The sequence below is a fragment of the Candidatus Chloroploca sp. Khr17 genome, from assembly GCF_004138165.1.
Lineage (GTDB): Bacteria > Chloroflexota > Chloroflexia > Chloroflexales > Chloroflexaceae > Chloroploca.
Genome location: NZ_RYFF01000004.1, coordinates 90,356 through 103,014 on the forward strand (window position 1 = coordinate 90,356; position 12,659 = coordinate 103,014).

Annotated in this window: 14 protein-coding genes; 5 read left to right on the plus strand and 9 right to left on the minus strand. The window is 55.5% G+C overall.

Going from position 1 to position 12,659, the window contains the following annotated elements; all coding sequences use genetic code 11:
* Nucleotide 1: 1 nt before the first annotated feature.
* The 6 genes from EKD05_RS03795 to tig form a co-directional block, all read right to left on the minus strand.
* Complete coding sequence (locus EKD05_RS03795; protein WP_129671071.1) at nucleotides 2-1,114, minus strand: glycosyltransferase family 4 protein; 1,113 nt, start codon at nucleotides 1,112-1,114, stop codon at nucleotides 2-4.
* Nucleotides 1,115-1,128: 14 nt separating this feature from the next.
* Nucleotides 1,129-1,758 (minus strand): uracil phosphoribosyltransferase, encoded by a 630-nt coding sequence (gene upp, locus EKD05_RS03800; RefSeq protein ID WP_129671073.1) that lies wholly within the window; start codon nucleotides 1,756-1,758, stop codon nucleotides 1,129-1,131.
* Nucleotides 1,759-1,770: 12 nt separating this feature from the next.
* On the minus strand, nucleotides 1,771-2,505 hold the full coding sequence (locus EKD05_RS03805) for a response regulator transcription factor (protein WP_129671075.1): 735 nt from the start codon (nucleotides 2,503-2,505) through the stop codon (nucleotides 1,771-1,773).
* A gap of 15 nt (nucleotides 2,506-2,520) precedes the next feature.
* A complete protein-coding gene (gene clpX, locus EKD05_RS03810) occupies nucleotides 2,521-3,834 on the minus strand; it encodes an ATP-dependent Clp protease ATP-binding subunit ClpX (RefSeq protein ID WP_129671077.1) in 1,314 nt (437 codons plus the stop codon).
* Between the two features lie 108 nt (nucleotides 3,835-3,942).
* A complete protein-coding gene (locus tag EKD05_RS03815; protein WP_129671079.1) occupies nucleotides 3,943-4,590 on the minus strand; it encodes an ATP-dependent Clp protease proteolytic subunit in 648 nt (215 codons plus the stop codon).
* Nucleotides 4,587-6,032, minus strand: coding sequence for a trigger factor (tig, locus tag EKD05_RS03820; RefSeq protein WP_129671081.1), 1,446 nt, complete (start codon nucleotides 6,030-6,032; stop codon nucleotides 4,587-4,589). Before tig ends, EKD05_RS03815 begins: the two co-directional genes overlap by 4 nt.
* Before the next feature lie 243 nt (nucleotides 6,033-6,275).
* Between tig and EKD05_RS03825 the strand changes: the two genes are divergently transcribed.
* Nucleotides 6,276-7,247, plus strand: coding sequence for a hypothetical protein (locus EKD05_RS03825; RefSeq protein ID WP_240695619.1), 972 nt, complete (start codon nucleotides 6,276-6,278; stop codon nucleotides 7,245-7,247).
* Between the two features lie 68 nt (nucleotides 7,248-7,315).
* Here the strand turns inward: EKD05_RS03825 and EKD05_RS03830 are convergent, their stop codons facing one another.
* From EKD05_RS03830 to EKD05_RS03840, 3 genes are read right to left on the minus strand one after another with little or no spacing between them, the layout of a single operon-like run.
* A complete protein-coding gene (locus EKD05_RS03830) occupies nucleotides 7,316-8,632 on the minus strand; it encodes a dihydrolipoamide acetyltransferase family protein (RefSeq protein ID WP_129671083.1) in 1,317 nt (438 codons plus the stop codon).
* A gap of 24 nt (nucleotides 8,633-8,656) precedes the next feature.
* Nucleotides 8,657-9,640 carry an alpha-ketoacid dehydrogenase subunit beta gene (locus EKD05_RS03835; RefSeq protein WP_129671085.1) on the minus strand — a complete coding sequence of 328 codons (984 nt, stop codon included), beginning with the start codon at nucleotides 9,638-9,640 and terminating at the stop codon, nucleotides 8,657-8,659.
* Between the two features lie 9 nt (nucleotides 9,641-9,649).
* Nucleotides 9,650-10,666 (minus strand): thiamine pyrophosphate-dependent dehydrogenase E1 component subunit alpha, encoded by a 1,017-nt coding sequence (locus EKD05_RS03840; RefSeq protein WP_129671087.1) that lies wholly within the window; start codon nucleotides 10,664-10,666, stop codon nucleotides 9,650-9,652.
* A 284-nt stretch (nucleotides 10,667-10,950) separates the two neighbouring features.
* Between EKD05_RS03840 and EKD05_RS03845 the strand changes: the two genes are divergently transcribed.
* From EKD05_RS03845 to EKD05_RS03855, 4 genes are read left to right on the plus strand one after another with little or no spacing between them, the layout of a single operon-like run.
* Nucleotides 10,951-11,154 (plus strand): hypothetical protein, encoded by a 204-nt coding sequence (locus tag EKD05_RS03845; protein WP_129671089.1) that lies wholly within the window; start codon nucleotides 10,951-10,953, stop codon nucleotides 11,152-11,154.
* 27 nt (nucleotides 11,155-11,181) lie between these two features.
* Entirely contained in the window at nucleotides 11,182-11,889 is a 708-nt protein-coding gene (locus EKD05_RS03850; protein ID WP_129671091.1) for a zinc metallopeptidase, read from the plus strand.
* A 3-nt stretch (nucleotides 11,890-11,892) separates the two neighbouring features.
* On the plus strand, nucleotides 11,893-12,018 hold the full coding sequence (locus EKD05_RS27000) for a hypothetical protein (protein WP_255427039.1): 126 nt from the start codon (nucleotides 11,893-11,895) through the stop codon (nucleotides 12,016-12,018).
* A 30-nt stretch (nucleotides 12,019-12,048) separates the two neighbouring features.
* Complete coding sequence (locus EKD05_RS03855) at nucleotides 12,049-12,498, plus strand: CoA-binding protein (protein ID WP_129671093.1); 450 nt, start codon at nucleotides 12,049-12,051, stop codon at nucleotides 12,496-12,498.
* Nucleotides 12,499-12,659: the final 161 nt, after the last annotated feature.

A 12,659-nucleotide genomic window follows, 5' to 3' on the forward strand; every position in this document is an offset into this window, starting at 1 on the left:
GCTAGGCCTCTACCGCGCTCCGCCGAATCGCATAGTGCATCATGCCCAGGACAATCAGGCCGAGACAGAGCAGTGCCACCAGTTTTGCACTCGCGGGGATGGCAAGCAGGGCAATAACTCCAAAAACGGTGCTGAGCGTGTAATAGATCATGACGACCTGACGCTGCGAGAGGCCCAGATCAAGCAGGCGATGGTGCAGGTGATCGCGTCCCGCACGTGCAGCCGAGTCGCCCCGCACCGTGCGACTCAAAATCAGCCAGGCCATGTCAATCAAGGGCAGCCCCATCACGAGTAACGCGGTGGCTAGTTTGGCCCCACCAATGATAGCACTGACCCCCAGAATGTACCCCAGCGACATCGCGCCTACATCACCCATAAACGTGCGTGCCGGGTGCAGGTTAAAGGGTAAAAAGCCCGCACATGCCCCCGCCAGAGCAAGCGGCAGAAACGCAACCGTGTATTGTGGCGGCTCAAGACTTAGGGTGTGCAAGGCGAGAATAACCCCGGCAATCAGCGTGATGCCCCCCGCCAATCCATCCAATCCATCCGTCCAGTTGACCATGTTCTGCATCCCGACAATCCAGAAGACCGTGGCCCCAATAGCAAGCCACGGACTCAGGTTATGCAGATGAATCTGTTGGAGAAAGGGGAAATTAAAGGCCGTCAGAATAATGCCCCGTGCCTCGGTGGCTTGCCCCATCGCATCAGGATAGAGCGTCTGATCCCAGAGGTAGGGGCCAACCGCGATCAAAGCCGCCACGATATGCAGCACGAGGCGCCGTCCGGCAGGCAAATTGCGCAGGTCGTCAATGAGGCTGACACACGCCACAACGCTCAATCCCGCAAGCAAAAGCCCTAGCCGTATGCGTTCGGCTGAGGTGCGTTGTAACACAGGATCAAGCTGCTCAAAGGCAAAACTCGCGAGCAAGGCGATGGCAAAACCAGCAATCATCGCTAGGCCACCGACTGTTGGCGTCGCGATCCGATGCACATGGCGCGGCCCTGGCTGCGCTACCCATCCCTCGCGCTTGCTCAACCGGATCAGCGGTGGCGTGAGCAAGGCGGTGAGCACCAGAGCAACCCCAAAGGTGAGCGCCAAGGCAAGGGTTACCATATGACGTTGCCCGATCAACCCGTCCCAAACTGACGATCGCCAGCATCACCCAGGCCTGGCACAATGTAGCCGCGCTCATTGAGAAAACGGTCAATCGCGGCCAGATGAATATCAACATCGGGATGCGCAGCCGTCAATGCCTGCACACCCTCGGGGGAAGCAATCAACCCGAGGAATTTGATCCGCCGTGCCCCCCACTGCTTGAGAATATCTACTGCAGCCACGGCTGAACCACCCGTTGCTAGCATTGGATCAACGATCAACGACAGATCAATATTCGGTTCTGAAGGTAGTTTATTATAATACGTGACCGGCTGAAGCGTCTCGTGATCACGGTAGAGACCCAGATGCCACACATGCACGGTCGGCAAAATATCAATAATGGCCTCAGACATTCCCAGGCCTGCCCGCAGAATCGGAATGACTCCGATGCGATCAGCGACTTCAAAGCCTTCACACGGGGCCAACGGCGTCTGCACCGTCAGCGGGGCAAGACTGAGATCTTCCGTCGCTTCATAAAAGATCAACTGGGCAATCTCGCGCACTAGTTCACGGAATTTCTTCGGTTCAGTCAGATTGCTCCTGAGCAAGGCCAGTTTATGTTGAACAAGCGGATGGGTGGAAACAAAGACCTGATCGCCCATAGCAAGGCACCTCTACGCTTCAGTGAGTTTATACCCTACACCTCGAACCGTCACGATCAACACCGGGCGTGAGGGCACTTCCTCCACCTTCTCGCGCAGGCGTCGTATACAGACATCTACCAGATTCGTCTCGCCCGCATACTCGTAGCCCCATACCTCACGAAACAGTGTCTCACGGTCAAAGACCTGACCGGGATTCGCCGCCAGAAAATAGAGCAATTCAAACTCCATTGGCGTCAGATTGACACTCTGCTCGCGGACGGTCACGTAATGGCGTGGACCATCAATAAAGAGCGGTCCGATCCGCAGTGTGGGTGGGGCTCGTCGCGACTTATAGCCCTCGACCCGACGCAGGATCGACTCGACACGGGCAATCAACTCCACCGTCTTGAATGGTTTGCGAATATAATCGTCAGCCCCGAGTTCAAAGCCTTGAATGACATCATCAGTCCCATCTCGGCTCGTCAGGATCACAATAGGGACGTCGCTTTCAGCCCGGATGTGCCGACACACTTCAAAGCCATCAGCAAAAGGCATCATCACGTCAAGAATGACCACATCAAACGGTTGCTTACGAAACGCCTCGACCGCGTCAAGCCCATTACTAACCGCCGTCAGTTCATAGCGCGGATCACTGAGGGTGACTTTGATCAAATGGGCGATGGACGGGTCATCATCGGCGATCAAAATACGCCGGGGGGGGCGTGGATCTTCAACGGCCCGGTCATTTGTACGAAGGAAAGGCATCCGTATAGAACCTGATCAGACGGCTTCATCAAGACGCCGCCGGTACTCACTGCGTTCGGTGCGGGGCATCAAGATCGGCAAGCCGCGCCCGTAAACAACTTCGGCATTGATAATGCATCGTCCAATATGTTCCTGAGCCGGCACCTCATACATTACATCAAGCAGCACTTCTTCGACAATGCTCCGCAAGGCACGCGCCCCGGTACGAGCCTGCATGGCCCGCTCAACAATTGCCTCGATCCCATCCGCAGTGAATTCTAACTCACAATGATCAAGCGCCAGCAACTTCTGATACTGCTTGATCACAGCATTGCGCGGTTCGGTCAGAATCCGTGACATCGCGCTATGTGACAGCGGCTCAAGGGCCACAACCACCGGCAGACGCCCAATGAATTCAGGGATGAAGCCGTAGTGCATCAGATCATCAGGACTGATCTGCGCCACCAGGGCCGCGTGATCATCGACTGTATGCTCTGTCGCCTGGCCGCCAAACCCGATCATTTGCCGACCCCGCAAGCGCTGTGTCACCACCGTTTCGATGCCTTCGAAGGCACCACCACAGATAAAGAGCACGTTCGTCGTGTCAAACGAAATATACTCTTGCTGTGGATGTTTACGCCCTGGCAAAGGTGGTACATGCGCCACGCCGCCCTCAAGAATCTTCAAAAGAGCCTGCTGCACCCCTTCTCCCGAGACGTCGCGCGTAATCGAAGGATTATCAGCCTTACGGGCAATCTTATCAATCTCATCAAGATAGATGATGCCGGTCTGCGCACGCTCAACATCACCATCGGCAGCCTGGATCAGACGCAAGAGGATATTTTCCACATCCTCGCCAACATACCCGGCCTCTGTCAGTGCTGTTGCGTCGGCGATCGCAAAGGGGACATCAAGAATACGAGCCAGCGTCTGTGCAAGCAAGGTCTTGCCACTGCCCGTTGGCCCAAGCAAGAGGATGTTGCTCTTGCTAATCTCAACATCATCAATTTTTGCCCCGGCGCGAACTCGCTTGTAGTGGTTGTAGACGGCAACTGAAAGCACGATCTTCGCTCGATCCTGCCCAATCACATACTGGTCAAGTTTCTCACGCAACTTGCGCGGGGCAGGCAAGCGTGCCGGACCGGGCGGTGTATTGCGCCGCGGGGCCGCCATCTGCTGCTCGGTCTCTTCGGCAATGATCGCGCTACAGAGCGCCACACACTCATCACAGATAAAGACCGTACCTGGCCCGGCAATCAGGCGTTGCACCTCGTCCTGACCCCGACCACAAAACGAGCAGACATACGCTCCACGATTGTTACTACCACTATTATTACGAGAACGGGACATGAATTTCTCCGCTAATCCCCAGGTCAAGGTCGATCATCGAACCCCGAGTGCCATGGCAAGCCCTGATCTACCCCTTTCAGGCCCGTTGATCGACCTCACCCGGTCATGTCACTTCTTGTCAGTCAAATCTTCGCGACTCAGAATTTCATCAATAATGCCGTACTCTTTGGCCTGTTCAGGCGTCATAAAGAGATCACGGTCAAAATCTTTGGCAATGCGCTCAACTGTCTGACCCGTATCCTTTGAAAGCAATTCTCGCACCACCTGCTGCATGCGCAGCAGCTCACGCGCCATAATCTCGACATCAGGCGCATAGCCCCGCGCCCCACCACCAGCAGGATGCATATGGATCGTCGAGTGCGGCAGACTATAGCGTTTGCCGCGCGCCCCACCCGCAAGGATCGGTGTGGCCATACTTCCTGCCATCCCTACACAGACGGTGGCAACATCCGGGCGAATGTGGCGCATCGTATCATAGATCCCCAACCCGGCGGTAACCGAACCGCCTGGGCTATTGATATAAAGCCAGATATCGCGATCGGGATCTTCACTTTCAAGAAAGAGCAACTGGGCGACGATCAGATTAGCAATCTGATCTTCAACCGGCGTCCCAAGGATGATGATCCGTTCCTTGAGCAGCCGTGAATAAATATCAAAGGCCCGCTCACCACGACTCGTACTCTCAACAACCATTGGAATCAGAGCTTCGGGGCCTTGTGATGACCATTCCATGCTCTTGGGCGAAAGCCATTTCATAGGGTTCGTTCCTCACTTGTCACAGGCTCATCACGTGTCACCGGTGCTGTTTCGCTCACGCTGGTTGCCTCAGCGTCCTGAGCCTCACCCTCAAGCGCTTCTACCGCAGACCCTGCCTCATCGACTGGTTCTTCTGCCACGCTAGGTTCAATCCCGGCCGCAAGCTTGAGTACCCGCTCACGCAATTTACGGTCAATCAACGCATTGAAAATCATGCCACGCATCTCACCCTGAAAGGCATGCATGACCTGAGCGCGCTGCTCTTCACTGTAATCAGCGACCGCACGGATAATCTCGGCCTCGATCTCTTCTTCCGCGACATTCAATTCTTCACGTTCCACGACCTCGGCCAAAGCGAGCGTCACTCTCGTGCGCTTCTCGGCCTCGGGCAAGAGGGCCGCAATCGCCTGCTCTCTGGTTTCACCACGAAACTGGAGCATCTGCTCGAGCGTAATGCCGTAGCGAGCAAATTCGCGGCCCTGATCTTTCAGCATATCATCCGCCATGTTCTCGATCATGACGTCAGGGATATCAAACTCGGTTATCTCGAGCACATGATCGATGAACGTATCAAGCACTTTGCGCTCGGCAACATGACGCGCCGTTGTTTCAAGATCATTGCGTGTCTTGGTGCGGAGTTCTTCGAGGGTTCCCTCAAATTCTTGCAACTGGGGCAACTCTTCCCACGGCGGCAAGACCCGCTCTTGCATGCCCAGTACTTCAACTTTGAACGTGACTTCCTTGCCACGCACACGCTCATCTTCATGATCCTCAGCCATCTGCGAAACAACGTCAACGTTATCACCAACGTTGACCCCGATGAGTGCAGTGTAAAGTTCGTCTAGCAGACGACCTTTGACTAGATCGAGGGTATGTTCAGGGCGCTCCTCGCCTTCTTCGCGCTCATCAAGTGTTTCACCATTGACAAAGGTCTCAAGGTGGACTTTGAGGCTATCACCCTCCTGGGTTGGCCGTGGCTCGTCCAGTTCCTTGAGCACCACATGACGATCACGCATTGCCTCCATCATGCCTTCAAGCTGTTCGTCAGTGATTTCATCAGGCTCGAACGGTACCTGGATCGTCTGGTAATCACCAACCTTGACGGTGGGGGGCAAGGGCACCGTAATGGTGAAAACAAAGGGATCAACCGAGGTAATGACATCAAGTTCGGCAGGGCCAATTGGTTCGATCTCTTCTTGGATGATTGCATCCTGAAAGGCTTTTGAGATCAGATCATTCTGAGCATCTTGAATCAGTGCTTCGCGCCCAAAGGTACGCTCAATGATGACACGCGGTGCTTTGCCTCGGCGAAAACCATGAATCTGATACTTCTGAGAAAAACGACGAGCAGCCTGGTCAAGCCCGCGCTCGAAGCGTGCTGCATCAAGCTCAATCTGCAAAGACATCCGGCTCTTGGGTAATTTTTCGGTGGTAACCTTCACGCTGACATCTCTCCGTACTCAAAGCTACACTGCACGAGCACTAGCTGTACCACAAGGCACAACAGCACGCGCCGCTGCGAGACGCTATCCTGTGCCATTATAGCACGTTGATGCGGTCGTGGAAAGTCTCAGGTCGTTTGCGCTGGTTGACAGCGCTTCTTCTTCATGGTACATGTTACCCCAACTTCATCTGCGTCGTAACCTTTTTCCGGCACCCTGTTAGTGCTGGAGGAGTAAACTATCTTGTCGCCTATTCAACGCGCAATGACAGCGCTTGCATCGGTTGTCGGCTTGCTCACCCTTTTTGTGCTGTTAGGAGCTGGTGTGCCTGAGCCTTCACCTTCGATGTACTCTGCTGCTGTTGTTGTCGCCCCTCAGCAACTGACGCCTTCAGCAGTGGCCGTTTTGCCAACTGCGACGGTAACACCAATCCCGTTGCATCCAACCGCAACCCTTGCACGCCGCGATTTTAATGAAACGACGGCAATCAAGGTTGCCCCCACGAGTTTCCTCCCCGGACGCGGGCCTGCGCTCCCCGGTGAGTTTGTCTATGCTAGTCGCCGAGTCGATTTTTATGTGGGGCGGGGAACCTTTGCTCCTGAACAGGTCATTGAACTTGCCCTCAAGTCCGACCACGCCCTCTCGTACATGCAACGCCGTTTTGCGGTAACCCTGAATGAGCGCATTTCAGCTGGTGTCTACCATACAAGCCTCGCGCCTGGTCAAGGGACACGTGGCATTGCGTACACCCACGGCAATACGAATGTTCGTATTTATTACCGTGCCGACGAAGACATGCATAATGCGCTCGTCATCCTGGCGCACGAGTTTGCGCATGCACTTCAGGCCGAAGCTTATGGCAAAGACGCGCAGTCCCGTTCCGATCTGGTTTTACTCGAGGGCCTCGCGAGTTGGATCGCTGGCGAATACTGGTTGAGCCTGTCAGGCGCCGTATCATTTCAAGAGCTCGCCCAAAATCACTATCAGGCTGGCTATACGAGCAGTCTTGCGACCATGGATCGCCGCAATCAGAATGTTGCCTACGATATGTGGGTCGGCTTTGTTGATTATCTGACCCGTACCTATGGCTGGGATAAGTTCAATACGCTCTATGCCAATGGTCGTGGGCGTGCCGCAGGCTCAGCCAATTATGCCGAGATCTATGGCAAGTCGTTTCAGGAGTTGCAAAACGAATGGTATGCGACTCTCCGGTAGGCCTCTGGAGCTATACCGCATAGGGTGGGTAGGGCGTTTGCCCTACCCACCCTAGCGGCATCCCCCACCTACACAGCTTCAAGCGCACGCTTGATAGCTAGCAAAAACGCATCTGCCGTCGCCCCGTCAGCAATGCGGTGATCAAAGGTGAGTGAGAGATACGCCATCGGCTTGATCGCAATCGCATCTACCCCCTGCTGGGTGATGACGATCGGTCGTTTGACGATCGCCCCAACGCCAAGAATCGCAGCCTGGGGCTGATTGATGATCGGGGTGGCAAAGAGGCTGCCTCCAACCCCATGATTGGTGATGGTAAAGGTGCCGCCCTGCGTCTCGTCTGGTTGGAGCCGCCGTGTGCGTGCGCGACTTGCCAGATCACCTACCACCCGCGCCAGACCAAGCAGGTTCTTTTCGTCGGCATCGCGAACCACCGGTACCAGCAGGCCTTCATCGAGCGCAACGGCCACCCCAATGTGGATGCGCCGATGCATCAGAATGCCTTCGGCGGTGAAACTGCCATTAAAGACTGGTGTTTGGCCCAGCGCCGTCGCTACCGCCTGGACGACATACGGTGTCACCGTCAGGCGTACGCCCTGTTGCTCAAAGCTCGCCCGGTGCGCCTCACGGTGCGCCATAACGCTGCTCAGGTCAACTTCCATCACGGTGGTTACATGGGGCGAGATGCGCACCGAGCGCTCCATGTGTTCGGCGATCCTGCGACGCATCGGCGAAAGCGGTACCAATTCAGCGTCTTCTGGCAAGGCAAGCCGTTCCACCGGACGTGCGTGCGATACCGACATTGCTGGCACTGCCTGCGCAACCGGGGGCACCATCGGTGGCACCGGGGCCGAGACAGCTGTCGCCGGTTGGGCTGGAGCGTTCGTGGTCGCACCGTCACGCGACGCAACAAAGCGCAGAACATCTTGCTTGGTAATCCGGCCTCCCTGACCTGTTCCAGGAATACCCGCCGGATCAAGCCCATGTTCAGCTATCAGGCGAGCAACAACCGGCGAAAGAAACGTATTATGTGCCGGTGAAGAGGGTGTCGTCATTGCTGACCGAGCAGCCATAACCTCGGTACGAGGCATCGCCCCAGCCTCGGTGGGCGCTGGTGGCGCTGGGGCTGGCGCTATCGCTACCGCATCAGCCCGGCTACCCAATCGGGCAATGACCGTCCCTACCCGGACGGTTTCACCCTCTGGCACCAGAATCTCTAGCAATGTCCCAGCAACAGGTGCCGGTACCTCACTATCAACTTTATCGGTAATCACCTCAAGGAGAGGCTCATATTTCGCAACGGGCTCGCCCGGTTGTTTCAACCAACGCCCGATGGTTCCCTCAGTAACACTCTCGCCCAGTTGGGGCATCGTAAGCTCGGTAGTCATAGGTTGTTGCGTTCCATCTGTACACTAATAGGCCGCGAGGCGGCGCATTGCCTCGGCAATCTTCTGGGGATTCGGCATAAAGGCATCTTCGAGCGACCGCGCAAATGGCATCGCAGGCACATCAGGCCCACCAAGCCGTACAATCGGGGCATCCAGATGCTCGAAGGCATGCTCGGCGATCAGGGCCGCGATTTCACCCCCGAAACCTCCGGTCAGGTTATCCTCGTGGACAATCAACACCTTGCCAGTCCGTCGGCTACTCGCCAGGATCGTCGGTACATCTAGCGGCCGCAGCGTACGCAAATCAACGACTTCAACACTCACCCCACTGGCAGCAAGACTCTGCGCTGCCTCAAGACAATAATGGATCATCAAGCCGTAGGCAAAAACAGAGAGATCCTCGCCAGGGCGTTTGATCTCCGCAGGCCCGATCGGTACGCGATAATCATGCTCGGGAACCTGCCCTTTGATCAAGCGGTAGGTCTTTTTATGTTCAAGAAAGAGCACGGGGTTATTATCTTCAATCGCACTCTTCAACAGACCCTTGGCATCATAAGGAGTCGCAGGCGCAACCACCTTGAGCCCGGGCACGTGCGCAAAAAAAGCCTCGATACTCTGACTATGGTAGAGTGCGCCGTGAATCCCGCCGCCATAGGGGGCACGAATCACCATCGGTACCGACCAGTCACCATTCGAACGATAATGGATGCGGGCAGCCTCCTGGACAATCTGATTAAAAGCGGGGGCAATGAAATCGGCAAACTGAATCTCAGCAATTGGGCGCGTATCATTCATCGCGGCCCCAATGCAGGCTCCGACAATCACACTCTCGGCAAGGGGCGAGTCAAGCACCCGCAAAGACCCATATTTGTCAATCAAGCCCTCGGTCACGCGAAAGACCCCCCCACGGCGTCCGACATCCTCCCCAAAAATAAAAATACGCTCGTCCTGAGCCATCATCTCATCGAGGCCCTGACGGATAGCCTCCAGCAGGTTTATTTCTGGCATAATTGTTTCTCACAGTGCATAAACATAGTTATAGAGCGTCTCAGGATCGGGCATAGGAGCCTGTTCGGCCGCTTCGGTTGCCGCATCAACTTCAGCGGCGACTTCAGCACGCAGATCGCGTTCTTCGGCCTCACTTAGCATATCCTGGTCGTGCAGATAGGCCACAAAACGGGCCAGAGGATCGCTGAGGCGCATACTCTTCAGTTCACGCTGTGAGCGATAGGCACGATCATTATCATCAGAACTATGAGCAGTGAGACGAACGACCCGCGCCTCAATCAAGGTAGATCCATCGCCACGCCTGGCTCGTTCAACCGCACGACGGGTCACCTCATAGACCGAGAGCACATCAGTGCCATCAACACTGATGCCAGGAATGCCATAGGCTGGCCCACGGTCAGCCACACTCGTCACGGCCATCTGCTGCTTCTGAGGAACACTGATCGCGTACTCATTATTTTCACACTGGAAAATGACCGGTAACTGTTGCACCGCAGCCAAATTAATGCCCTCGTGAAAATCACCCTGACTGGCTGTCCCTTCACCAAAGCTTGTCCAGACCACGGCATCGCCACCTCTGATGCGTTCCGCAAGGCCAACACCAGCTGCGTGGGCAATCTGGGTTCCCACCGGTGACGACTGGGTAATAATCTTGAGACGGCGATGCGAATAGTGGGCTGGCATCTGTCGCCCACCTGAACTGGGGTCAGTGGCCCGGGCAAAGAGTCCAAGCATCACTTCGGTTGGGGTCATCCCCATCACCAGCACGGTTGCGAGCCCACGGTAATAGGGCAATGTAAAATCCTTGCCACGGGTCAGCGCAAAGGCCGCACCAACCTGTGCGGCCTCATGACCCTGGCACGAAATAACAAAGGGGGCTTTGCCAGCCCGGTTCAGCAACCACATCCGCTCATCGAGCACCCGTGCCAGCAACATAAACCGAAACATCTCGCGCAATGTCGCTGCCGATAGATCCCCTCCCGACTCGGAGGCACCAGGGACAAGATCAGCAATCGATACAGTCATCAGGCTCTCCTCAATCTGCGCCTACGCACAATACCTAGGCAGCAAAAAACCCCGTAACCGTGTGGCACGGGGTGCATTGAAAAGTGTGCGCCGGTTGGCACTCATGCGAAACAGAGTTGACACACAACGTCTTCTTTGACGGCCACCTGGATATATGTAGTGTAGCACAGAGCACGTCTCGCTGCAAAAGCGGCAAGGTTGCTATGGCGTAGCAGTGCCCCTCATGCTACAATATGCTCGTTCATAATCTATCGCTTCTGCATTGACGTAAGGTATACCGCCTCATGAGTAGTGAAACGATCACGAAGCCGAGCCTGAAGCGTGATATTGTTCGCCTCATTCCTGCCGAAGATGAACAACCGCTCCTACGCGGTCTCTTGATTGGTGTTGCCATCGGGGCGACAATCGTGACGGTCGTGCTGGTTGCACGGACAATCAAACAACGACGGGCAGCGGCCAACCGTACCCCGCCTGCATCGTCAGCCTGAGTATGAAGTATCTCGACGGAGTAAAAAATGTTTGTTTTTGATCCACTTTACTTTCTCTTTGCGCTCCCTGCGATGTTGTTCGCAATGTGGGCACAGTTCCGGGTCAAGTCTGCTTACAACAAATGGTCACAGGTGCGTGGTGCGCGCAGTCTGAATGGGTTCGACGTTGCCCGTACCTTGATGGAAAATGAAGGCCTGCAACATGTCAAGGTCGAACGCATCGATGGCATGTTGACTGATCATTACGATCCACGCGACAAAGTTATCCGTCTCTCGGAGGGTTCCATTCAGCCTTCGGTGGCAGCCATGGCGATCGTGGCCCACGAACTTGGGCATGCCGCGCAAGACAAAGAGGGCTATTTCTGGTTGCGTGCCCGTGCCAGCATTGTTGGCATTGCCAATCTTGGCTCGAACCTCGGGACGATTCTCTTTTTTGTTGGTCTGTTGCTAGCCTCCCTGGTTGGGCAGGGGGAGCTTGGCTATAATATCGCTATTGCTGGGGTTGTCCTCTTCTCAGCGGCAGTCGCCTTTACGCTGGTGACGTTGCCCGTCGAGTTCAATGCCAGCTCACGTGCCAAAGTTATGCTCGAGCGAAGTGGTCTTGTCTCAACGAGCGAAGCTGCAGGTGTCAATGCGGTCTTGCAGGCAGCGGCCCTGACCTATGTTGCTGCAGCAGCTCAAGCAATTGCGCAACTTCTCTACTTCATCACCATCCTTATGCGACGGAGGGACTAAACGATGGATCAGGATTTACGACGAAGAATGGTACATGGCCTCATTAATCTTGCCCTGGGCCTGGCTGCGGCATGGCTCGCAACGTATCTCACCAACAAAATCCTTGGATCACCTGAGAGCGAGGCCTAACGCGTCCGTTGACCAGAAAAGGTAAGGCCAATGGAGAACTGGCAAGCTAATTTGCTGCATACGTCCGATGCAATCAGGCAGTTATTGAGTCAGTTGCGTCGCGTAGCGGTGCTTGGTATTCGTCCCGAACGTATGGCACATAAACCAGCCCATTATGTCCCGGCGGCTCTGGTCGAGATGGGCCTCGAGATTGTCCCTGTCCCAGTGCTGGATCAGGATGTTCCGACCATCCTGGGCCGCCAGGTCTATCCAACGCTTGCCGCCATCCCTGGCCCGCTCGATCTGGTTGACGTCTTTCGTCGTTCGCAAGACCTGCCAGCTCATCTTGATGATATGCTGGCCGCTCGTCCGCAGGCTGTCTGGTTCCAATCAGGCATTTACAACCATGAAGTTGCGGAACAACTCGCTCGCGCCGGCATTCAGGTCGTACAAAGCCGCTGCCTGATGGTTGATTACCGCCACTTCCTCCACACACCGTAGGGTACGAGTTCAGCATCCCACGTTTCAGGTGGGGGTGGACGGCGATGCCGTCCACCCCCACCTGAAACAAATTCTCGCCTCATTTGCCGCACGAAAAAGGGTGTGGTATACTCGCCCTTGGCACCCTAAAAGCCCTGTCTCGTTAGCCACGTTGCAACTTG